The organism is Cyanobacterium stanieri LEGE 03274, from assembly GCF_015207825.1.
Taxonomy (GTDB): Bacteria; Cyanobacteriota; Cyanobacteriia; order Cyanobacteriales; family Cyanobacteriaceae; genus Cyanobacterium; species Cyanobacterium stanieri_B.
Window position 1 is genome coordinate 41,753 of the sequence record NZ_JADEWC010000016.1, and the last position, 24,018, is coordinate 65,770.

At 36.6% G+C, this 24,018-nt stretch carries 20 protein-coding genes and 2 tRNA genes; 9 read left to right on the forward strand and 13 right to left on the reverse strand.

The features are described 5' to 3' along the window. Positions 1-81: 81 nt before the first annotated feature. Both IQ215_RS08525 and IQ215_RS08530 read left to right on the forward strand, forming a co-directional pair. Positions 82-1,599, forward strand: coding sequence for a site-2 protease family protein (locus tag IQ215_RS08525; protein WP_193800892.1), 1,518 nt, complete (start codon positions 82-84; stop codon positions 1,597-1,599). Positions 1,600-1,838: 239 nt separating this feature from the next. Further along, complete coding sequence (locus IQ215_RS08530; RefSeq protein WP_193800893.1) at positions 1,839-3,584, forward strand: ABC transporter ATP-binding protein; 1,746 nt, start codon at positions 1,839-1,841, stop codon at positions 3,582-3,584. 67 nt (positions 3,585-3,651) lie between these two features. Here the strand turns inward: IQ215_RS08530 and IQ215_RS08535 are convergent. The 3 genes from IQ215_RS08535 to IQ215_RS08545 form a co-directional block, all read right to left on the reverse strand. After that, positions 3,652-3,724: transfer RNA gene (locus tag IQ215_RS08535), tRNA-Ala, on the reverse strand. Positions 3,725-3,757: 33 nt separating this feature from the next. Further along, a complete protein-coding gene (locus tag IQ215_RS08540; RefSeq protein ID WP_193800894.1) occupies positions 3,758-4,459 on the reverse strand; it encodes an HAD family hydrolase in 702 nt (233 codons plus the stop codon). A 159-nt stretch (positions 4,460-4,618) separates the two neighbouring features. Continuing rightward, complete coding sequence (locus IQ215_RS08545; protein ID WP_193800918.1) at positions 4,619-5,533, reverse strand: DMT family transporter; 915 nt, start codon at positions 5,531-5,533, stop codon at positions 4,619-4,621. A 337-nt stretch (positions 5,534-5,870) separates the two neighbouring features. Here IQ215_RS08545 and IQ215_RS08550 point away from each other — a divergent pair. Then, a tRNA-Met gene (locus tag IQ215_RS08550) sits at positions 5,871-5,944 on the forward strand. 10 nt (positions 5,945-5,954) lie between these two features. Here IQ215_RS08550 and thyX read toward each other — a convergent pair. The 4 genes from thyX to trpD all read right to left on the reverse strand — a co-directional run bounded on the left by thyX (position 5,955) and on the right by trpD (position 9,739). Then, a complete protein-coding gene (gene thyX / locus IQ215_RS08555; RefSeq protein ID WP_241735290.1) occupies positions 5,955-6,746 on the reverse strand; it encodes an FAD-dependent thymidylate synthase in 792 nt (263 codons plus the stop codon). Then, entirely contained in the window at positions 6,736-7,056 is a 321-nt protein-coding gene (locus tag IQ215_RS08560) for a nucleoside triphosphate pyrophosphohydrolase family protein (protein WP_193800896.1), read from the reverse strand. Before IQ215_RS08560 ends, thyX begins: the two co-directional genes overlap by 11 nt. Positions 7,057-7,277: 221 nt before the next feature. Beyond that, on the reverse strand, positions 7,278-8,531 hold the full coding sequence (gene ftsZ / locus IQ215_RS08565; protein WP_193800897.1) for a cell division protein FtsZ: 1,254 nt from the start codon (positions 8,529-8,531) through the stop codon (positions 7,278-7,280). Between the two features lie 173 nt (positions 8,532-8,704). Then, positions 8,705-9,739, reverse strand: a complete 1,035-nt coding sequence (gene trpD / locus IQ215_RS08570) for an anthranilate phosphoribosyltransferase (protein WP_193800898.1) — start codon at positions 9,737-9,739, stop codon at positions 8,705-8,707. Between the two features lie 203 nt (positions 9,740-9,942). Between trpD and IQ215_RS08575 the strand changes: the two genes are divergently transcribed. Further along, a complete protein-coding gene (locus tag IQ215_RS08575; RefSeq protein ID WP_193800899.1) occupies positions 9,943-10,599 on the forward strand; it encodes a hypothetical protein in 657 nt (218 codons plus the stop codon). A gap of 443 nt (positions 10,600-11,042) precedes the next feature. On the opposite strand, the gene IQ215_RS08580 is transcribed toward IQ215_RS08575, so the two are convergent. Beyond that, positions 11,043-12,290: an S-layer homology domain-containing protein gene (locus IQ215_RS08580; protein ID WP_193800900.1), complete on the reverse strand. Its 1,248-nt coding sequence runs from the start codon at positions 12,288-12,290 to the stop codon at positions 11,043-11,045. 175 nt (positions 12,291-12,465) lie between these two features. Between IQ215_RS08580 and lipA the strand changes: the two genes are divergently transcribed. Beyond that, entirely contained in the window at positions 12,466-13,356 is an 891-nt protein-coding gene (gene lipA / locus IQ215_RS08585) for a lipoyl synthase (protein ID WP_193800919.1), read from the forward strand. An 8-nt stretch (positions 13,357-13,364) separates the two neighbouring features. Further along, entirely contained in the window at positions 13,365-14,618 is a 1,254-nt protein-coding gene (locus tag IQ215_RS08590; RefSeq protein WP_193800901.1) for a lipid-A-disaccharide synthase, read from the forward strand. Between the two features lie 210 nt (positions 14,619-14,828). On the opposite strand, the gene IQ215_RS08595 is transcribed toward IQ215_RS08590, so the two are convergent. The 4 genes from IQ215_RS08595 to menD form a co-directional block, all read right to left on the reverse strand. Continuing rightward, positions 14,829-15,956, reverse strand: a complete 1,128-nt coding sequence (locus IQ215_RS08595; protein ID WP_193800902.1) for an aldo/keto reductase — start codon at positions 15,954-15,956, stop codon at positions 14,829-14,831. Between the two features lie 301 nt (positions 15,957-16,257). Further along, on the reverse strand, positions 16,258-16,608 hold the full coding sequence (locus IQ215_RS08600) for a phenylpyruvate tautomerase MIF-related protein (RefSeq protein WP_193800903.1): 351 nt from the start codon (positions 16,606-16,608) through the stop codon (positions 16,258-16,260). Positions 16,609-16,702: 94 nt separating this feature from the next. Then, positions 16,703-18,814, reverse strand: coding sequence for a recombinase family protein (locus IQ215_RS08605; protein WP_193800904.1), 2,112 nt, complete (start codon positions 18,812-18,814; stop codon positions 16,703-16,705). A gap of 16 nt (positions 18,815-18,830) precedes the next feature. After that, entirely contained in the window at positions 18,831-20,588 is a 1,758-nt protein-coding gene (menD, locus tag IQ215_RS08610; protein ID WP_193800905.1) for a 2-succinyl-5-enolpyruvyl-6-hydroxy-3-cyclohexene-1-carboxylic-acid synthase, read from the reverse strand. A 229-nt stretch (positions 20,589-20,817) separates the two neighbouring features. On the opposite strand from menD, the gene IQ215_RS08615 reads away from it, so the two are divergent. From IQ215_RS08615 to IQ215_RS08625, 3 genes are all read left to right on the forward strand, one after another. Further along, the gene (locus tag IQ215_RS08615; RefSeq protein ID WP_193800906.1) at positions 20,818-21,111 is read left to right on the forward strand and encodes a hypothetical protein; all 294 of its coding nucleotides are present in this window, start codon (positions 20,818-20,820) and stop codon (positions 21,109-21,111) included. Between the two features lie 289 nt (positions 21,112-21,400). Continuing rightward, the gene (locus IQ215_RS08620) at positions 21,401-22,024 is read left to right on the forward strand and encodes a class I SAM-dependent methyltransferase (RefSeq protein ID WP_193800907.1); all 624 of its coding nucleotides are present in this window, start codon (positions 21,401-21,403) and stop codon (positions 22,022-22,024) included. 23 nt (positions 22,025-22,047) lie between these two features. Further along, on the forward strand, positions 22,048-23,022 hold the full coding sequence (locus tag IQ215_RS08625) for a CHAD domain-containing protein (RefSeq protein WP_193800908.1): 975 nt from the start codon (positions 22,048-22,050) through the stop codon (positions 23,020-23,022). Between the two features lie 19 nt (positions 23,023-23,041). On the opposite strand, the gene IQ215_RS08630 is transcribed toward IQ215_RS08625, so the two are convergent. Beyond that, positions 23,042-23,965, reverse strand: coding sequence for an SPFH domain-containing protein (locus IQ215_RS08630; protein WP_193800909.1), 924 nt, complete (start codon positions 23,963-23,965; stop codon positions 23,042-23,044). Positions 23,966-24,018: the final 53 nt, after the last annotated feature.

Below are 24,018 nucleotides of genomic sequence, written 5' to 3' on the forward strand. Positions count from 1 at the left end.
TGTGGTGATTGTCAATGCCATGTAGTATTTATATAGAGGTATCCCAAGCAATCAGGATAGACTCGTTATTGTAGGTCAAAAATGGAATCAATTGTTCTTTTTCTAATATTAAGTATTTTTATTTACTTTGTCATCGATCGCACCGTAACCAAGATAACAAATACTCCCCCTTGGTTGTTATGGTTAGCCTTAATGATTCCTAGTTTTGTATGGTTAATATGGGAATTATTTTTCCCTGAAGGAAGTAACCCCCCCGCCCCATTAATTTACATACCGTTAATTATTTCCCCGATTATTTATATTTGGTTAATTCAGAAAGGAAAACCAAAACAAAAAGAAGAAAAAAAGATAGACTCAAAACTCCCCCTCAACCCTATGACAAAACCAGATTTACCAGATTTAAATCCTGAGAATATACCCATGGGTTACAAAAAAGATTTACCCCGCCCCATTAATGCCGAAGAAGAAAAAGCCCTTAAAGATTGTTTTCCTTGGGGGGTGTATTATCTACAAAAAATTGATTATCTCCCCCAAGCCATCGTCTGTGTAGGAAAATTACGCACCGAACCAGAAAAAGCCTATCCTACAGTAAAAAAGAACTTAGAAAGGGTATTTAATGATCGATTTTTGGTAGTTTTCCAAGAAACCATGCAGGGAAAACCCTTTTTTGCCCTAGTGCCTAATCCTTATTCTGAGGAAAATAAAGCTAAACAAGCCCCCGAAAAATTAACTAAACCCCTAACGGCGATCGCCCTTTTACTGCTAACCTTAATTACTACCACCATCATCGGCGCCGAAATCAGTGGCGTAAGTGTAGAAGAATTAGAAAGAGACTTTAGTTTAGTATTACAAGGATTACCCTACAGCCTTTGTTTACTCGGCATTTTAGGAATTCACGAATTAAGCCATTACCTGTTTGCCGTTTTCCATCGCATCAAAACCACCCTACCCTATTTTATCCCCCTCCCTTTCTTCCTCGGTACTTTTGGAGCTTTTATCTCCATTAAATCCCCCATGCCCCACCGCAAAGCCGTATTTGATGTGGCCCTAGCCGGGCCAGTGGGCGGTTTTTTAGTTACCATTCCTGTATTAGTTTGGGGTCTAATTTTCTCTAGGGTCGTACCCATGGCCGAAAACGCTAGTATGTTGGACTTTAACGCCCTAGATCCCCGCTTTTCTCTCATTTTTGCCGTAATTAGTAAAATAATTTTTGGCTCTCAATTAGGCGCAGGAGATGCCATAGCTTTACATCCCGCCGCCGTGGCAGGATATATCGGTTTAATTATTACCGCCCTTAATTTGATGCCCGTGGGGCAACTAGACGGGGGGCATATCGTCCATGCTATGTTTGGGCAAGGCAAAGCCGTTGCCATTGGGCAAATTGCCCGTTTATTGGTAATTTTGTTGGCTTTTATTCGTCCTGAATTTCTTTTGTGGGCAATCATTTTAATTTTTATGCCCATTGCCGATCAACCAGCGCTCAATGATGTGACAGAATTGGATAATACTCGAGATTTTCTGGGTTTGATGTCTTTGTTGTTACTTATTTTCATTCTTTTTCCCGTGCCTCCTATCATTGCTCAATTGATTAATATTTAACCTGAGTTCAGGATAATAGCTGTTAGTATGTTTAGATTACAGGTTACAGTAGTAATTGTTAATTGTTCATCGTTTACACTTTTAAAAGGCTAAAAATGTTATCCCGAATTCAGGGTATTTTATGAATAATTGATAATCGCTCATCTCGCTTACTCCTCACCTCCCCTACTCCCCATTCCCTGTTCCCTAGAATGTTATAGTATATTAATAACTCTTTACATCGTTATCGTTCGTTTATAATGGCAAACCCCAGACTGAAAATTTTATATTCTTATCTCAAACCCTACAATAAAATGATGTATTGGGGTATATTTGCCCTTTTTGCAGTGAATATAATCGGGGTAGCGATTCCTTGGTTAATTCGCAATATTTTTGATGATTTACAAGAAGGCTTTACCTTTGAACAATTGATGGGTTATGTCACCATTTTAATGGTGTTAGCTTGTGTGATGTGGGGCATTAGGATGTTGTCGCGCATGATGATATTTGGCATTGGCAGACAGGTAGAATTTGATCTCAAACAGAAAATTTTTGAGCATCTGTTGAAATTAGAGCCTTCTTATTTTAGTACCAATACATCGGGAGATTTAATTAACCGTGCCACCAGCGATGTGGATAATATTCGTCGTTTGGTGGGGTTTGCTATTTTGAGTTTGGTTAATACTGTGTTTGCCTATGGTTTGACTTTACCTGCGATGTTGTTGATTAATGTCAAGTTGACTCTAATGGCGATCGCAGTTTATCCTTTAATGTTAATCACGGTACAATTATTTAGCCGTAAACTAGCCCAAGAACAACTCCACGTACAGGAAAGTTTATCAGACATTAGCGAACTAATCCAAGAGGATATGAGCGGTATTGCCTTGATAAAAATCTATGCCCAAGAGGAAAATGAAAGAAGGGCTTTTGCGGAAAAAAATCGTAATCTGCTTAAGGCAAATTTAGGGTTAGCCAGAACTAGAAATATCTTATTTCCCGTCATTCAAGGCATCGCCAGTGTCAGTCTGTTAATTTTACTTTGGTTTGGTACTAGCGACATTAACGCAGGATTAATCACCGTCGGTGACTTTATCGCTTTGATTATCTATGTAGAAAGATTAGTATTTCCCACCGCCCTCCTTGGTTTCACCATTACCACCTACCAAAGAGGGGAAGTAAGCATTGAACGTTTAGAAGCTATTTTGAATGTAGAATCAAAAATCCAAGATGATGCGGATGCGGTTTCCATGGATGCCGAAACCATGAGAGGAGATATTGAAGCGGTTAATCTTACCTATACTTATCCCGATGCTAATTTTTCAGCTTTAGATAGTCTTAATTTTAAAATTCGTGGCGGGGAAACCATCGCCATTGTTGGCTTAATTGGTTCGGGAAAATCTACCCTTGCCAATGCCATTCCCCGTTTATTGGAAATCGACGCGGGGCAATTATTTATCGATGGGGTTGATATTACTAAGATTAGTTTAGCCGATTTGCGCAGGGCGATCGCCTATGTACCCCAAGAAAGTTTCCTATTTTCTAGCACTATTCAAGATAATATCTCCTACAGTAACCCCATGGGAGAAATAACCGAGGTGGAATACGCCGCCAAACAAGCCCAAATTCACCCCGAAATCATCACTTTCCCCAAACAATACCAAACCCTAGTCGGAGAAAGGGGAATCACTCTTTCAGGGGGGCAAAGGCAAAGAAGTTCATTAGCTAGGGCATTATTTGCCGAGTCCAAAATATTAATCCTTGATGATGCCCTCTCTAGCGTTGATAATAAAACCGCCACCCAAATCCTCGAAAATTTGAGACAGGAGGAAGGTAAAACTGTTATTTTTATCACCCACCAACTAGCGGCGGTACAAAATGCCGATCGCATCTTTGTTATGGATAGGGGTAAAATCGTACAAACAGGAACTCATTTAGAGTTATTTAACCAGAAAGGATTATATCAAACCCTCTGGCAACAACATCAGCTTAAGGAAATTTTGGCATAACATACTTTTTTAATCAATGGAAAAATTCTGGATACCAAAATAAAAATTATTTAATCCTAAGAAAAAATGGAGCATAGGGGATTTGAACCCCTCACCTCTGCGGTGCGATCGCAGCACTCTACCAAATGAGCTAATGCCCCAAAATTTGAACATCTAATAGTATAGATCAAAAATTAATCCCGTGCTAATACTTGATTAACCAAATCTAAATCTAATTCTGCTAAATAATCGACACACCAATCAGCCTTGCGATGGAGTAAATGAAACGGATAAGTATGGGTAATGCCCACCACTTGCATTTGAGCATTTTTAGCGCCCTCAATTCCTGCGGGGGTATCTTCGATGACTAAACAGTTTTGAGATGTTATTTGTAATTCAGGATATTTCTGGTTTAATTTTTCGACGGCCAAAAGATAAGCATCGGGATGGGGTTGACGGGCTTTAACATCTTCCCCTGTGACGATAACATCAAAATATTGTTTAATCTTGGCTTTATCAAGGATAAATTCCACTTCTTCCCTAGAAGCCCCTGTAACTAAGGCTGTATGAAGACATTTTTCAGGCATCTGACGAAGAAAACCGATAACAGCTTCATAGAGGGGAAGTTTGTCCATTCCCTCTATCATAAAACGATAATCTTGGGCTTTTTTAATGGATAGTCTATTTAAATAATCTTTACTAACTACACGACCTTTTCTTTCTAGTATATCTTTGATGCAAAATCGATCGCACCTACCAAAACACAAATTATTATAATCTTCCCCTGAAGGTCTTAAATTTTCACCTATCAATATATCATTAACTAACTGACGATGAATATTTTCATCATTAATGATAACTCCACTAAAATCGAATAAAATTGCCTTCAAAGTCATTTATATAGGTTAATAATAAAAAATTAAAGGGTAAAAAACTCTCTTAATAATTATAACTTGATAATAATATCAGTCATCGGGATAGATGCTAGAGAATCGATAGGTTATTCTTTCTATTTATAACTAATTTTCCTAATTTGATATACTATTTTTCTTAGTTTAAGATTTATATTCTGATACGATTACCCCTGTTAATAAAATAATTGCCCCTATTAAAACCGTCGTCGGTGGTATTTCTTGAAATAGTAAAAACGCCAAAAAAGTTGAACCCACAGGCTCTAATAAAATAACTAATGATACAGTGGTAGGGCTGAGATGACGCAAAGACCAATTAAAGCTGGTATGTCCAATTACTTGAGAAACGATCGCCATTAACACCAAATAGATATACACTGAGGTAGGATAACCTGCATATCCTGTGCCAAAAATGAATGGTAAAGGCAGTAAGCAAAGGGCAGAGGTTAAATAGGCGATCGCCACATATTCCCCAATTTTCAATCCCCGTTGTTGTGCCTGATTACCCAAAAGAATATAACCACTAGCAAACCAACTGCCCAAAAGGGCAAGAAATGCCCCCAAAAGAGGATTATTGCCCCCAATATCCCCACCATTACCACCCAAGGCGATAATTATACTACCCCCAAGGGCAATGGAAATGCCCAACCAATTACGCCACTTTAATTTAATCCCCCATAACCACCAAGACAACAAACTTACCCAAAGAGGATTTGTCGTCACAATTGTCACCGAAGCCGCCACCGAAGTAAAACTAAGGGAAGTTATCCAAGTGGCAAAATGGAGGGCAAGACATATTCCCGCTCCCACCGCCATCAAAATAGCACGAAAATCCGCCCTAATATATCGTAAATTACCATAGGTAGGAGTAAAAATAATCGCCGTAATCAGTAAACGAGAAGAAGCAATAAAAACACTAAAACCCACATCGCTAAATATCCCCATTTCCTGTTGACAAAGTCTGACAAAAATGGCTGCCGTTGACACAGCAAAAACCCCTATGGTTAATATGATTCTGACTTGCCAAATATTAGGTATCTTTTTGAGAGTTGAGAACATTTCAGCAGAAAAATAATTTAACTTGAGTTCGGAATAAAATGTATAGTCTTTAAAGGCGTGAATAATTGACAATTGACAATTGACAATGAATAATTTAACTATTTTATCCTGCACTCCCCATTCCCTGCACTCCCCATCCCCTGCACTCTCCATCACCCCTCATTACCTTAATACCTCCAACCTGCAACCAGTCACCTAAAACCTTTACAGAAGTAGCATGGTTACAATTATTACCCAAATTGAACTTAATTTAGCTCAGGGATGCTTTTGCAAGTTAACCTTTAGATTATCCCCTTGCATAATCTAAAAAAGTTTGTTATACTCGTAAGAGTGATGACGCGGGATAGAGCAGTCAGGTAGCTCGTCGGGCTCATAACCCGAAGGTCGGTGGTTCAAATCCGCCTCCCGCCATAGAAGATGATTAAGGGGCTAGTAAGTTTTTACCTAGCCTCTTTTTCTTATATACTTGGGCAACTTCAGGCATCCATTGCTCAAAGTGATATAGAAATAGGGTTGCCAAGTCTCGGATTTCCGATTGGGCATCCTTAGGTAATCGAAGGTCGCAAAAATGCAGTAAACTACGAGCATTAAAGGACACAACGAAATGTTGACGGATATTTTGGGTTAATATATCCCTAGCATGTTCTGGGGCATAACCATCATTATTTATTTTTTCGGCGTAATATGCGATCGCACTTTTAGTAAAAACAATATCCTTATTACGGGTATCTTGAGAGTAAAAATATTTATTACCCTCCCGATCAAAATAATGACCAATGGCACGAAAATAAAAGAGGGTTTCAATCTCATGGGCAATGGTATCAAAATCAGCGGATTGAGCTTCTAACTGCTCAATTTTGTTTGCTAGGGTTAAGATGCGCTGACTGGTGTAGCGCTGAGACTGACAATCAAAACTTACTCCTACCCGATGGGTGCGCGCTTGTACCATCACAGAATGGGGAAAATTAATCACATTAAAAGTAATACTAGGATGTTCAATGATACCCCAGTGCATTTTATTAACACAATTGCGGACAATTCTTCTTCCTAATTCCGCCTCAGAATAACTAGCTAATTTTTCGTATTCCTCCGCCACAAAACTTTCGCTATAATCTTGGTGCATTGCTAAATAACAAAGCAAATTAGGGCGATCGCTTTTACCTAAAACCGTCACCGCAAAACGAGGATCTAATAACTGTAAATTATCGGTCATCTCCATCTCCTTGTAAAGTTTGATTTTCTTTTCTTTTAAGTAGTTTATTAATATTAGCTTCCATTACTTCTTCAGGGTTTAAACCCAATTCATCACATAATCTTGCCCAATACCATAAAACATCCCCTAATTCTTTGGTCAATTTTTCTTGGGCATTTTCCATAGAAAAATCCTTTCTAATATATTTTTTTACCACCCCACTAACTTCCCCAGCCTCAGAAGCTAAACCCAAAGTTAAATACTCCAAAAAAGTATCAGGAGGATAAATAGCCGTTTGTTTTGTTAACTGTACATACTCTTTAATATTCATAAAAAAATAAAAACATTCACTAAAAAAATTAACATTAAAAAATAGTCTGAATCTTTTTTGATACAATAAATATAAATTAAATTAAACTCTCAAAAATGCCATGATAATTTAATCCATATAGTATTTAAAATCAATTTCAACCATGGCAAAGAAAAAGACAACAGACAAGAATTAAGTAGTATCTCATTGTCCATTGTCCATTGTCAATTATCCATAGGTAACTAACGGCGAGGAAAACGACGACGCTGTAAAAACTCAGGAATATCTAACCCTGCAAGGGGGTTACTTTCCGATTCAGCATTAACGGGCTTTTCCTCCTCATTTTCTTCACTAGGGGAAGTAAGGGGCAAACTAGGGCTAGGGGGAGAGATAATATTTTGTAAAGAATCATCTCCACTACTTTCCCCAGAAAATCCTGTGGCAATTACCGTAATGCGAATTTCTCCCTGCATACTCTCGTCTATCACTGCACCAAAAATGATATTAGCATTGGGATCAACAATATCATAAATAGTTTCGGCCACGGTATTAACTTCATGGAGAGTTAAATCATTGCCCCCAGTGATATTTAAAACAACTCCCTTTGCCCCCTGAATGGAAGATTCGATAAGGGGAGAAGAAATAGCAGCTACGGCGCTTTCTTTGGCGCGAGATTTCCCCGAACCAATACCAATACCCATAAGGGCTGAACCTGCATCGGCCATAACGGCTCTCACATCAGCAAAATCAACGTTAACTAAACCAGGGATAGTTATAATATCAGAAATACCTTGTACCCCCTGACGGAGAATATCATCGGCAATACGGAAAGATTCTTGTAAAGGGGTGTCGGAAGGGATAACCGATAAAAGTTTGTTGTTGGGAATAACGATTAGGGTATCTACCCGACTTTGTAAGGCACTAATGCCATCATCGGCTTGGGTGGTGCGTCTTCTACCTTCAAAGGTAAAAGGGCGAGTAACTACCCCCACGGTAAGGCAACCCATTTCCTTGGCAACCTCGGCAACAATAGGGGCGGCTCCTGTGCCTGTGCCTCCTCCCATTCCTGCGGTAATAAAGACTAAATCAGTATTTTCTAAAGCTTTGGCTATTTCTTCTCGAGATTCTTCGGCGGCTTTTTGTCCAATGGAAGGGTTACCCCCTGCGCCTAGCCCTCGGGTGAGTTTTTGTCCTATTTGAAGACAGGAGGTGGCCATGGATTCGGTAAGGGCTTGGGCATCGGTGTTGATTTGCCAAAATTCTACCCCTGAGACGTTGCTTTGAATCATGCGATTGACGGCGTTACAACCTCCCCCACCTACGCCGATAACTTTTATTTGAGCGACATTACTAGGCATAATTTGACGTGAGTTCATATTACTTTCTGGGGAGGGGTTTTGAGCCTTGGTTTTTTGATGGGAGTTATTATTCTGATTTTTTTTGATTCCTGATGACTCGATTAAGTATTTAGCAAGGTTAAGATCTGATTCATTCATTTTTATTTTAGGTTTATTTTGCTGTGGTTTAAAAAATAAATACTATTTTTTTAGTACAAATAAAGGCTACATAAATATTTCAATTTGTGAGGACTAATGGCTGTACCAATGCTCACAAAAATTATAACTTAACCTATAGTATTTATCTTTTTGAATGGTATGGGTAGATAATTTTACCTTTGGGCAAAAAAGTTAACTAATTCTTGTAATTTGTCCCAGGGCGCACCACTTTCAATAATATTCCTTGCTTTTTCAATGGCTGTGGCATAATCCCCTAGGGGTGTAATTTCTCCTATTTGTAGGGCAAGGGAGGCGTTGAGGATGACTGCATCGGTTTGGGCTTGAGTTCCTTTTCCTTGTAATACTTGAGTTAAAATGTGGGCATTTTCTTGCACATCTCCTCCTTTTAAATGGGTGAGGGGGGCCGGGGTTAAACCTAATTCTTGGGGATTAATGGTGGTTTTATTTATTTTGCCATGGTCAATGATGGCCATGTCGGTGAGATCTCCGAGTCCTGCTTCATCTAGTTTTTCTCTGCCGTGAAGGGCGATCGCCCTTTGTACTCCCAAAATGTTCAGGGCTTGTGCCATGGGTTCAATGAATGTGGGTGCATATACCCCAATAATTTGCCCTGTGGGCGCCATAGGATTAACTAGAGGGCCTAACAAATTGAATATGGTTCTGATTTTTAATTCTTTACGAATAGGGGCTACAGCCTTCATGGCAGGATGCCATCCGGGGGCAAAAAGAAAGGTGATACCGACTTCGTCGAGGGCTTGTTTATATTCTGTAATGTCTCCGTTGAGTTTGACGCCAAGATATTCTAAAACATCGGCAGAACCCACTTTACTAGACGCTGAACGATTACCATGTTTGGCTACCTTGACTCCTGCGGCTGCTGCCACAAAGGCCACGGCGGTAGAGATATTAAAAGTAGATGAACCATCGCCCCCTGTGCCACAGGTATCAATAACGGGGGTAGAATGATTAAGAAGTTCTGATTGTAATGATTGAGATTTTAAGACTTGTGCCATTCCTGCTAACTCTGTTCCTGAAACTCCTTTAGCTTGTAGAGCGGCTAAAATCGCTCCTGAGAGGGCCAGACTAATTTCCTCTTTTAACCATCCTTCCATGAGATTTGCGGCTTGACTTTGAGTTAAGGATTCTTGGGCGAGAAGTTGTTGTAGTAATGAAGACCAGTCTGTCATGTTGGTTGATCAGGTAATTGCCATAATGGCTAAATTTTATCACCCACTTTGCATACTATCAACTTTTTATTTTTAACTTTGTGAGGAGAGTAATGACTATGGCGAAAATGGTTGAAAATTTGTTTAATAGTTTTAATATGGCTGATTTCTCAGTGAAAAGATTAGCCTTCAAATTGTTGTTTTTATTATCAATGTTCGGGTTTATGTCTTGTGCTACATCGTCTTCGACACAAGCTCAAATGGATAATCCTTTTTTTGATCAAGGTTTATTCAAAACCTCCCAAGAAGACTTTGAGGGGGCGATGGATGATTTACGACGGGCTTCTCACTGGTATTTTAACAATAATGATTTAGAAAATACTTACAAAGCTAGTTTATTAGCTGAATATCTTTACTATCAACAATTTAGAAGGGATGTATATGTCCGTGGGGAAGATATATATACTCCGTTTTGGAATAAGTTTGGGCGATGTCTTGATTCTAAGTGTCAATATTCTCTTTCTTGGTTGAATCCTTCCCCCTTGGGAAGTAACTTTGGGGGAATTTTGGTGTTAGAAAAGTTCATTCGATATTTAGAGCGCTCTCCTGGTTCGGCTATCCCGATTAATCAGGTGACGGATGTGGTGGTTATGCCGGCGTTAGAGCCTGACGAAACTTTATTTGATAATTGTTTGGGGGATCGTAATAATAGTAATAGCCCTATGGATTTAATTGCCCTTGTTTCTTTAGAAAAGGATATAACGAAGGCTTTTCACACTAATATTAGAAAGCTCTGGCGAGTGGATGGGGATAGTCAAACCATTGAGGAATTGAATGTTAATGATTATCCTAATGCTGGTTGTGAGAATTATTTTCCTTGATGGTAATATTAGTCATATCAAGTAGCCCCAGCGTGTAATGAATTACACGGCTAAGGGTAGTTAGTAGAGTGGTTGCGAAATAGGTTTTTTGCCAAATTTCGTCCTTATCTGATAAGGGTTTCAGATAGGCAGATATTTAATTCCCAACAAGTCTAATGTGATACTAAATTAGAAAGAAAATATATCATTACTCGCCTTGCAATGAATTACAAGGCTAATATTTTATCGTTCAATAAATGGAACTATTGGCATTGCTGATTTTGAGTATGAAGCATTATTGAATTACACAAAAAACTGAGACTTCTAAATATTATAACTGTTCCCTATTCCCCGTTCCCTGTTCCCTTCCTTAACAAGAAATCATACCTTAATTCACCAACGCCGAACTATTATCAACCTTTCTCGAATAGAGGTTGAGATATTGCTAATTAGTCAATGTGATTTTATTGGATGGCAAAGTCTCGATTAAAGGTGATATTTAAATTAGTTTCAGGGCGAATTACTAATAAATCAACTCTGTTTCTGCCTAGGAATTGGGGAATGAGGGTGGCTAAAACTCCTGCTCCGGTGCCGATTAGTAGTTCCCCTGTGGTTATGGTGCGATCGCCCGTTACCCCAGAAATAGCAGCCGCGGCGGCAGTACCTAGGGCGGCATTTTTAACTAAATTACCCACATCAGTGCCACGGGAAACACTTTCGGTTTCAGTAATAATTTGAGAAGAAGCATCAATATTGTACATTCTGCCATTGGATAACTGTAAAGTTTGGGCAAAAAACTGAGTTCCATTACCGCTCGGACGTAATTCGCCCATTATCTCACTATTACGGGGAATCAGCACTTGTCCACTACCATTAACTATATCTTGTCGTACAACGAGGGTAAGAGGTACGGTTTCATTTTGAGTTAAAAGAATTTTTTCTGCCTCATAGGTAACAGGAATTTGTGTTCCTGCTGTAATACGATTATTGGTGGCAACGGGTGCTTGATTGACAATATAAGGGGAGTTTAGACTAGCTACTTGCCCTTGGGATTGTAGGGCTTGATAGATAAAAGCGGCTACTTCGGCACGGGTAGCATTACGGGTGGGGTTGAGTTGTCTGGTATTGGGGTAGTTAACGACAATCTGATTTTCGGTGGCGGCGGCAATGGGTGATTGAGCAAAGCCAGAAATGGCATTAGCATCATTGAAAAAACTGAGGACATTAGCCGCACTACTCCTCGGGGAATAATTTAAACCATTGGCTAAAGATACCAATACCTGTTCACGGGGAATATTTTGCTCAGGGCGAAAAACATTACCAGGGTAACCCGATAAAAAGCCCATTTGATAAGCATTATTAATGGCACCAGTGGCCCAGTAGTTAGAAGCGACATCGTTAAAGTTAATACTACCCCGAATTCTATCTTTAGGTAAGGCACTTTGTACCATAGCGGCAAATTGCGCTCTTGTTACGGGAGATTCTGGGCGAAAAGTACCATCGGGAAATCCTGCAATTACTCCCCTTTGTACCAACGCACCGATAAATTCTGATGCCCAATGATTGGGGGAAAGGTCGTTAAATTGATTGTTTTGAGCCATAACGGGGGCTGGGTTTACCAAGGTTGTAGTCAGGGGTAGTAGGGATGTAGAACCCATGGTAAGGCTTAAAAGTAGGGCTGAACTTGTTTTGTATAAGTTAAATGGAGACATTATATTAATAAAAATCTATAATTACTGTTGTGATTATTGACTCTATGGGCGGTGATCAAGTTCCTGATTTGATGTTTTAATTATGACTATGGGATAAATAATAAGTCTTTTGGTTTCTATAATTTTGGTATGATCAAGGGGAGAAAACGACAATTAAAAGATGGCATCAAATACCGTGAGTGTAAAACCAGAATGGCTGAGGGTGAAAGCTCCTCAAATACAAAGAGTTGGTAGCGTGAAGGATATTCTCAGGGATTTAAGTTTAAATACTGTCTGTGAGGAGGCTTCTTGCCCTAATATTGGGGAGTGTTTCAATGCCGGGACGGCTACTTTTTTAATTATGGGGCCTGCTTGTACCCGTGCTTGTCCTTATTGTGATATTGATTTTGAAAAAACACCGAAGGAGTTGGATTCGACTGAGCCTTTGAGATTGGCTGAAGCGGTTAAACGTCTTAATCTTAATCATGTGGTGATTACTTCTGTTAATCGTGATGATTTAGCTGATGGGGGTGCTAGTCAATTTGTGGCTTGTATTGAGGAAACTCGCCGTTTATCTCCCCATACTACTATTGAGGTTTTGATTCCTGATTTGTGTGGTAATTGGGATGCTTTGGGGACTATTTTGAGTGCTAATCCTGAGGTTTTGAATCATAATACGGAGACTATACCTCGATTATATCGCAAGGTTCGTCCTCAGGGGGATTATGGGCGATCGCTCGAACTTTTGGCCCAGACGAGAAAGTTAAATCCGAGGGTTTATACTAAATCGGGTATTATGGTAGGTCTAGGGGAAACCGATGGAGAAGTTAAGCAGGTAATGCAGGATTTACGGGGGGTAGATTGTGATATTTTGACCATTGGACAGTATTTACAGCCTTCTTCTCATCATTTACAAGTAAAAGAGTTTGTTACCCCTGCTCAGTTTGATAGTTGGCGTGTTTATGGGGAGGGTATTGGTTTTTTACAGGTGGTTTCTACTCCCCTCACCCGTAGTTCTTATCATGCGGAGGAGGTACGTAATTTAATGAAATTATATCCCCGTGAAATGGTTACTGTGGCGCATTAAAGAGTATTATGACAAACTTTGACATTCTGATTTTATCCAATGGCCCGGGGGAGATTGTTACTTGGGTTATACCGGTGGTGGAAAAGGTTAAATCTCTCTTGGGTGAGGGATTTCAGAATGTTCGGGTTTCTTTGATTTTATCTCCTTGCCCCCATAGCACAGGTAATGAAGCTGATGTGGCTCTCGGTTGTGATGGCATCCATAGGGTGCAATCGGCGGATCACTTTTGGCGTTTTTTGTTGTGGGGCAAGACGGCGGATAATTGGGCTTGGTGTAAGGATGGTTTGGTTTTGTTTTTGGGGGGTGATCAGTTTTTTACGGTGGTGGCGGCTAAAAGGTTGGGTTATAGGAGTGTGGTTTATGGGGAGTGGGATGCCCGTTGGCTTCGTCAGATTGATCATTTTGCGGTGATGAATTCTGCTCTTAAAGAGAAAATTTCCCCTCGTTTCCATCATAAGGTTACGGTGGTGGGGGATTTAATGGCGGATGTTCCTGATGTTCCCCTTAATGATTCTGATTCTGATTTTTGTGTTGGTTTGTTACCCGGTTCTAAGGCTAGTAAGCTCACTCAGGGTGTTCCTTTTTTAAGTGCGATCGCCCATTATATACATCATAAACAACCTGATATAAAGTTTAGTATTCCTGTTGCTCCTACTATTTCTCCAAAAATATTAGCTAGTTATGGTAATAAAAATAATAACAAATATGTTGAAAATTTTACTGATTTAAGTATTGAATTATCAACTTTAGATAATTTTCAATTTTTACAAATATCTAATGATTTAAACATAACATTAATTACCAGTTTTCCCTGTTATGATGATATAAAAAACTTCGATATTTGCTTAACTACCGTGGGGGCTAATACCGCACAATTAGCCTCTTTAAATGTTCCTATGATTGTTGTAATTCCTACCTATCAATTGGATGCGATGAAGTCTTGGGATGGGATTTTAGGATTATTAATGAATTTACCTTGGTTGGGAAATAATTTTGCTAAATTAATTAATTGGCTAATAATTAACTATTCAATGCGTAATAAAAAACTATATGCTTGGCCTAATATCTGGGCAAAAAAAGAAATTGTTCCTGAATTAATCGGTCATTTAAAAGTTGAGGACATAGGTGATTTAATTTTAGATTACTATTACCATCCTCAAAAGTTACAGGCTATCAGACAAGAATTATCCCTTGTTTCTAAGGCTAAGGGCGCTCGGCATAAAATAGCTCAAATTATTATTCAATACATTAACCAAAAATAAAATCTATCCCTTTTTCTTTGAAATATTTTTTTGTTACAAAAGATTAAAGTTAAATTTTGCCATTGACTTTTTGGTTAGATTATGGGATTATTATAGTAGTTATTTTTATAATGTGCCTCTTGTAATTTAAAAATTAACACTTAGATTCCCATTATATTATAAGCATACCATAAAACCGCTCAATAACTATCAAAAATAAAAAAAATTTGACTACTCCCATAAACGTCTTCCCTGACTACCCTTAAAACGAGAATCAGCATCCCTTAATAAATTAGGAATAGATAAATTTTGAGGGCATTTAGGCAAACACTCCCCACAGTCAGTACATTTACTGCCCTTATTTCCCCAAAACCAATGACCGGCATTTTCAAACATTTGATAACGATAACGAGCAAAATCGACCATATCCAAACCAACCCCTAAATTTCTAAGACGTAACACTTCTGGGATATTAATATTTTCAGGACAAGGTAAACATTGATAACATTGAGAGCAAATATCTTGACCTAAAGTGTGAGATAGACTTTGTTCCACCTTATCAAAGGTTTTTATCTCATCTGCCGTAAGGGGATAGTCTTTTTCTGCAACTTGTAAAGGGATTAGTAATTCATCAGGATTTGCCGCCCCAAGACTAAGGGTTGTAATGGCAGGATTATCAAGTAAAAATCGATAGTTCAACTCTAGGGGAGTGAAGGGATGACACAAATCTTTCAACTTTTGAGGGGGTTGATATAACATCCCTCCTTTATCAGCGGGAGAGATAATAAATATACCTAAGTCTTTCTCTTGGGCTAGATTGATAATGGGATGATTTCTTTGAAAAAAATAATAATAATGAAGGTTAACAAAGTCAAATAGCCCTGTTTCGATGGTTTTTTTTATTACCTCTAAATTACCATGGGTTGAAAAACCTAAATATTTGATTTTACCTTCTTGTTTTGCCTCTAATAAGCTATATATGTAACTATCAGATTCTAATAATTGCTGATAGTGTTTTTCTGTATTAATACCATGAATAGCGAGACAGTCGATATAACTGGTTTGTAAGTTATCTAAAGATTTTTGAATGGTAGCTTTATTAATTTTTTGAGATTCTGAAGGTGTTAATTTAGTAGTAATAATAATATTTTGGCGGTTAACATTAGATGTTTGTAAAAAATTACCAAAATATTCTTCACTTTTGCCATATGCCCTTGCCATTTCAAAATGGTTAATCCCAAGGAAAAGGGCTTTATTTACCGTATCAAATAATTGATTTTCTGAGTAACAACAGCGCATTAAGCCTAAGGTGAATATAGAAATATTTAAGTTAGTTTTACCAAATCTACGATAATTCATAGTTCCTAGTTAATAAAATAAAGCCATTATCTTTAATAAACTATTAAAATTTAGTAAAAATTATAACAGTGTTAATATTATTTATTGTTATTGTTGAATAATTCACTTTTCTAGTATTGGAACATAATCGATATAAAACCATCTTTTATTCTCAAAGTCATCCAATCGACGTAGGGGTTTTACTTGTTGTGAAGTAAGTATATACATATTCTAAATCCCTATGCAATGGAGATTAAATATTATAAATAAATTAAATCACAACAAATTAATTGTTAATAGAAAATAGAACTTATTCTATAACTTAAAAAGTAGAACCATTCCAGCCCCACATTGAGCCTTTAGCATCAGCAAATTCAATGTAAATCCGATTTAAATCAACTCCTAATTGTTGATTAATTTCATTGCAAAAATCTTGACTCATGGCTTTAGTTTGACTAGAAGACATATTGCCTACACTTTTTATTTCTACATAACAAACAGGCTCAAATGTACTGGCAAAAGTCATATTAATATTTTGTTCAAAGGCTGTCATGACATAGGATTCTGGCTTTCCTAAATGTTGAGCCAATTTACTTGATAAAATAGTCAATAAATTTTTAATTTGATTTCCTTCGATGCTATTTACTGAAGACTGAACTTTAATTAATGGCATAACTCTAAATAACTACTTTCATCTTTTATATTGTACCTTGTAAATGATCGGTAAAATTTGTATTGATGTCTTAGTATCTTTGGGGGAAATTTCATTAATTAAGATTAATAAAATCCGCAGAGGGAGCAAGATAAACTAAACTTAAAAGACTACCCATTTGCTCATTACCATTAACATCTAAATCACTGTGACACAAAAATATTTTATCTGTGGCACGGGATAATAAGTCATGGATAACTCGATCAATTCTTTGTTTTTCTTGACTTTCTTGATATTCTATAGTTGAAGGTTTTTGTTGCCATCCTCGTAGGAAAAGAGAGGAAGCAAATAACTCTGTTGCCCCTCCTTTACTCCAAAGATTTGAACTTGCATCAAGCCAAAATTGCCAACGATGACTCTGGTTAGAGGTGCGATATTGATAGATGGTAGCGAGGGTAATTCCTTTGTTTGTTTTGCCCTTAAGTAAAGGATTCATGGGATGGGGGTTAGCGGTAATTGTGCCTTTACGTAGAAGGATGATAAATTCTGTAAGAAATTGGTGCGGGGGAATATTTTTCTCTAATCGGGATTTAACTAGCCAGAAGTGGTTAGCGGTTTGTTTAAATTCTCTGAGGTTATTGATTTGGATATAAGTGAGGGATTGAATGTTGTTGAAGTATTTTTGGTTTATTTTATCGATGACGGCAAGGGGAGATAGTTTTTTTTCTTTGATTTCTTGTTTTATTTGGTTAATCCAATCTCTGATATGGTTGTAGGCGATGAATGTTTTGTAACTGATGCGCCCTTGGAGGGATGAATGTTTAGGGTTTTCTGATGGTATGTTGTCTATGGGTAATAGATGTGGTGATTCTATATCAATATGATAACAGTAATCGGCTAATAGTCCTGCTCTTACTGGGTCAATATCTGGTTGTAAACCCCATGGAGTGATAGAGTGAGGGGATAAGATGGTTAACATCTCGGCTACCATATCCCTTTCAATTAGTCGCCCATTGCCCCTAAATATCAATCCTAGGAGGGTTAATTGCGATCGCACGAGGGGGGAGGCGATAAGGGGGCGTTTCTCTTGTAAAGGCTCGATAGGGATATTATTAGCTTGAAAGAAATGAAGAAAATTGAAACGGGCAACTTCATCTAATCCGGGGGCAATGATGGCTATATCGGCGGGGTTGATATTATTTTGCTGAATGTGATGGAGGATAAAGGTTGTTACTTGGGTAATTAATTCTGCCCTTGCTCTAGTTTTGATGGAAAAAATATTCTCGTAATTATCTCTATCAATGATATTATCTTCTATTAAGTTTTGGAGGGAAGATTCTAGGTTATTTGCCATGTTTTCTGCGGGGTTTACTGTTAAGGATTTTTGATGGCAATAGTTAGCAATTGTTTTTAAATAATCTGGATCTGCATTCAATCCTAAGCGTACTTTTCCTTTATTATTATAGGTAAAAATACATTTATAATCATGGTGTAAAAAAAACTTAAATAAGTCCCCCATAATAGCTGGAAAATTGTCTAAATCATCGGCAAATATTGCACCATATCTATTTAGTAAAGTTTGCTGATATTTTGAGTTAGGTAATAAATAACGCCAATATAGTTCGTAAATAATACCGTAACTTAATAAACCCTTATCTAAACACCATTGTCGCCATTGTAGTAAAAGATGGTCAAATTTTTTCCATAAATCTTGATCAATATTATCTACCAAAAAAACTTGACCTTTTTCTAGGCGATTAGAGATTTCTTGGGGGGGAATTCCAGCCATTCCTGCTAGTTGTAATAAGTCTAATAAACGACGAACAAAAATAGACTCACTCCCAAATAAAGATATTATCTCGGGGGTAATAGATTCACGCCACAATTGGGAGGCTAATTCTTGCTCTGTTTCGGGGTATAAACGAATGGGAAATAAACTTTTGATGTTCAATTGTTGTGCAATAAGGGGAAAAAATAACTCTACTTCATTGATCATAAATCCTGAAGGAGTTTTAATATCTATGGTGCAATTTAGTGTCTCAATTTTACTGAAAATTAATTCTTGTAAATTAATTCTTTTTTCTCTGTTAAATGATAGTATTAGGGGGGGGTTAATAGGGGGAATATCATTTTGTGTGTTGAGCCATTTTTTTAATTGAGTAGCTAACGTGGTGGTTTTACCACAACAACTATTTCCTTCTATCCAAAGAGCGTTATTTTGTATCATTAATTTTAAAAATATTTTAACTTTTACTTAGGTTAGGTAATTGATTTTTTAACCACCATGAATCATATTTACGGTTAGTTTTGATTTCTAGGAGAGTGATGCCTTGGGATGATAAATTTTTGATATTGTTAATTAATTCTTGCCAGTTTTCGATGAGTTTATATTTTACATTATAGGTTTGTGTTAAATGTTTAAAATCTATGTTTTGGGGAGTGGCAAAGTATTCTTCAAAGATGTTGTTAAATTCGGCTATGGGCAGCATTTCAAAGATACCACCGCCATGGTTGTTAACTAAGATAATGGTTAAACTTCCTGATAGGTGTTGATTTATCAAAAATCCGTTGGTATCGTGCAGTAGTGCTAAATCACCTGTTAATAATACGGCTTGATGTTTTTCTTGGGCGATGCCTAGGGCGGTGGATAAAGTGCCATCTATACCGTTGGCACCACGACTGAAGTAGATTTCCCTTGGGTTTTGGTTTGGTTGCCAAAAGTATTCGGCATATCTGACGGACATACTATTAGCGATAAAGATGGGTATATGGGGAGGAAGATTTTTGGATAGTAACCATGATATTTTTCCTTCAAATAATTCTTGATGGTTATCCATTATATGGTCAATTTTATTTTGTATTTTTTCGTTAATATTTAACCATTGCTTAAGATATATTTCATTTTTTTTAGTATCTTTATGGGTGGGTTTTTCTTGAATATTTTTTACTAGATTTATTATGTTAATTCTTAGGTGTTGGGTGTGGCTATGAAGGGCGTCTAAATTATCTAGGGTGGGGGTAATTATGTAAGTTAATGTTTTATTTTCGGTAAGCCATTTTCTTAATTCTTTACTGGTAGGATATTCCCCTATTAAGATAATTATTTCTGGTTTTAATTTTTCTCTATTTTCTTGATTTCTTAAGATGGTGTCGTAGGTACAAATTAAGTTACTGTGGGAGGGGTAATGGTTTCTAATGGGGGAGAGGGCTTCTGCTAAGATGGGAAATTTTAATTGTTGGGCTAAAAGGGCGATCGCACTGGTGTACAATGAAGGATTATCGGGACAATCTACCCCCGCTATGATAATGCCTTTTTGATATTGTTGCCATTGGGAAATAATTTCTTGATAATTACCATCATAATTAATTTTCAAAGGGGACATTTTAAAGGTAGATTCAGCTAATATATGATTGATATTTTCAATTTCTTGTTGAGTATAATTAAGTTGTTTGGTGGGTGCTAAAGGTTCACGAAAAGGAATATTAAAATGAACTATACCCCCTGTGGGATAGATACTTTTTTCCCATCCATGAATTATGTTTTGTCGGAGATAAAAAAGTCTTTCTAAATCGGTGGATGGTAATGATAATTCTGTTTGCCATTGGGGATAATTACCATATAAATTGACTTGGTTTATGGTTTGCCCTGCATGACATTCTCTTAGTTCTGGGGGGCGATCGCCTGTTAAAATAATTAAAGGAATATGACTATATTTAGCTTCAATAATGGCAGGAAAAAAATTTGCTCCTGCAGTGCCTGATGTACAAACCAAAACTACTGGTTTATGACTACTTTTCGCCATACCAAGGGCAAAAAAACTCCCTGAACGTTCATCTAAAATAGGAATTGTTTTTATGGTAGGATGTTGAGCAAAGGCAATGGTTAAAGGAGTAGAACGAGAACCAGGACAGATGATAGCATTTTCTAATCCTAATTTAGCAAAAGTATCAACAATTAAAGAACTCCAAACAGTATTTATATTACGAAAATCTAAGCCCATTACTTAAAATAAATTCACGCTATTTCTTAATATTTAATTTTAACATATATTGGTCATCTTTATTTGTTTTATTATGTATTATTGCTATAAAAAAAGTAGCTTTTTTGTTAGAGTATTCAATTTACATGAATAGTAACTAAAAAAAATCAAAAATTAGAGAAAGTCAAAATTACCCCCTTAACAAACAAGGAAAAGTATAAACTAAAAAAGATAATTAAAAGATTGTACAATGGAAAGTTACTTACAAGATAATATCCTTTACATTAACAAGAAAGATTTACCAGAATATAAAAAAAATGCGTCCATTGTCAGAAACAATTATTTTTGGGCTTTAAAATCCATAAGCGGTTATTCCCCTGTTTCTGCAGATTGGGAATTTGAAGAAGAAGTCTGGTTTGCCCTTTCAAGAATGTTACTATTCTTCACTAATTCAGGTTACCTTGGCTATAGTGAAACTATTTTGGAATTTTCTGAAGATACCATTATTCCTGATGTTTTACGGCAAGTATCGAGTAAATTATAAGTAATTTGTTTTTGTTACTTATCATAAGTTTGAGTAATCCGTTATAAAAATATAATATTGTGGAAATTTCCTCAGTTTATAATGAATTATATGGCTTGATGATTAGAGAAATAGAACTAAAACTTATTTAATAACTGATGAAGTAAATTTTATATTAATTACGAATTTAAAATACTAAAGTGGTATAAAAAATATTAATTATTCCATTTTATCAAATCTCAAAACTTTCATAACTTTTTACTTCAACTATTTTTATAAAACCCAATCTTTAATAATTACTAAATTTATTATGGCAACATTTCTACGCCCTCTAAGCTATAAATACCAGTGGTTATATGATGGCATTTCCCGTATAGCAGCTTTGCCCGTGGGAGGAGAGAAAAGATTTCGTCATTTAGCCCTTGAAAATATAACCATAGACAAAGATACAAAAATATTGGATTTGTGTTGTGGAAAAGGGCAAACAACTCGATTTTTAGTGCAGTATTCTCAGGGTGTGACAGGATTGGATATATCTCCCCTTGCTTTGCAAGAGGCGAAAAAAAATGTGCCTCAAGCCGATTATGTGGAAGGTTTAGCCCAACAAATACCTTTTGATAAAAATACTTTTGATATTGTCCATACTAGCGTTGCTTTACATGAAATGAATAGGGAGGAGTTGAAGCAAATTTTTGCGGAGATTTATCGTGTATTAAAACCGAAGGGAATTTTTACTTTTATTGATTTACATAAACCCCATAATTTATTATTTGTGCCAGGTTTAAGTATTTTTATGTGGCTATTTGAAACTTCCACGGCATGGCAGTTAATTAAAATTGATTTGTCGCAAATGTTAATGGATGAAGGTTTTAAAGTGATTTCTAAAAAGTTATATGCTGGAGGTAGTTTACAGGTAATTCAAGTACAAAAATAATAATAAAAAGGAGTTTATTTTTTATGAAAATTAATAACAAAAAACCCTATGTTTTTGCTGATTATGCCTATGGTGCGATCGCCCTTAGCACAAAAAAAATAATTAAAAATGAAAAGGGTGTTTTACATAATAAAAATCCTGAATATATCCATCAAATGAGAGTAGGATTAAGAAGATTAAGAAGTGTTTTAATAGGGTTTTATCCTGCTTTAAAATTACCAAAATTAGTGGATGAAAAAAAGATTGGTAAGGTCGCTCAAATATTAGGAAAAAAAAGAGATAACGACGTATTAAAAGAAAATTTAACTAAATATTATTATCATTTTCTGAATGATGGAGAGAAAAAAATATGTGATCAATTTATGGAAAAATTAGATAATAAAAATAAGGATAATCAAAATAAAATTATCAAGGTTTTACAAGGAAAAGAGTATCAAAATATCAAATATTCCCTAAAAAAATGGTTAAAAGAACCTCAATTTAATCTTATCGCTTCCTTACCCATAACAGAAGTTGCTCATAATTTAATCATCCCTCAAATTAGTAAACTACATTTACAATCAGGATGGTTTGTAGGTACAAAAATTGATCAAAATTATCAAATTACCATTAAAGAAGACTATACCTTAGAAGAAGTAAAAAACCTTTTAGAAGAAGAAAAAGAAATCATTCACGAGTTAAGAAAAGAAGCTAAAAAAACTCGTTATCAAATGGACTTATTAACAGACTGTTATGGGCAACCATACCATGATTATTTAAATTTAATAGTAAATGTACAAGAAATTTTAGGTAACATACAGGATAATGCCATTTTATTAAACCAGATTAAAAAAGAGATTGGTAAAAACTGGCAAAAGAAATTACCTAACCTAGATATTTTAATCAGTAATAATCAACGACAACAATGGTTAAATTGGCGAAAAATACAACAATTATTCTTATTAGATAATCAGAATATGTATGAGCATAATTTACTGATGCTCAAAAAAGATAATTAAGGTGCGCTGAAAGTGTTATCTATTTACCACCTAATTGAGCATTTTTATCCATCAAAGAACCCATTCCCTCGAGAGTTGATATAATACTACTAGGGTCCATAAACATTACCTTACTGCTTTGACTACTACCAATAATTTTACCCGTCTCTAAATATTGTTGGGTGAGTAAAAATTGTAATGCTTTTTGGGCGAGGGTGTCTCCCCGTAACTGATTCACAACAATTTGTAGGGCTTCGGCGGTGGCTTGGGCTTGGAGAATTTGTTGTTGTTTTTCTGCCTCTGCTTCTAAAATAGCCGCTGTTTTGAGGGCTTCTGCTTCTAAAATTTTCGCTTCTGCCCTACCTTGGGCGGAGTTGATGGCCGAATCCCTTTCCCCTTCAGAGGTAAGAATGGCTGCTCTTTTTTTCCTTTCAGCGGCCATTTGTTGTTCCATGGATTGTTGTACCGCCATGGAGGGGGTAATATCTTTTAATTCTACCCTTAATACTTTAACACCCCAAGGGTCGGTGGCGATGTCTAATTCTCGCAACAGAATATTATTGATTTCTGTACGGGCGACGAAGGTTTCGTCTAATTCTAGTTTACCTATTTCCGCCCTAATCTGGGTTAAAACAAGGTTTTGCATCCCTGCTTGTAAGTCTTCTATTTTGTAATAGGCTTTTTCCATGTCAACGATGCGCCAATAGACAACCGCATCAACGCTAATGGCAACGTTATCTTTAGTAATACAGGATTGGGGTGGTACATCAAGGATTTTATCTCGGATGGTGTCTTTATAAACCACTTTATCAAGGAAGGGGACAACGAAATTTAGCCCGGGGGAAAGTTTTTTGTTATAGCTTCCTAAACGTTCGACTAAATATTCGTTTTTTTCGTTAACAATTTTAACACTACCGAAAATTGCTGAACCTGCTAAAGCTACGATAAAAAATAGTTGTTCCATGATTGTTTATTTTTGATATTTATTGTTATGTAAAATTTCTTTTCTCTATGTTT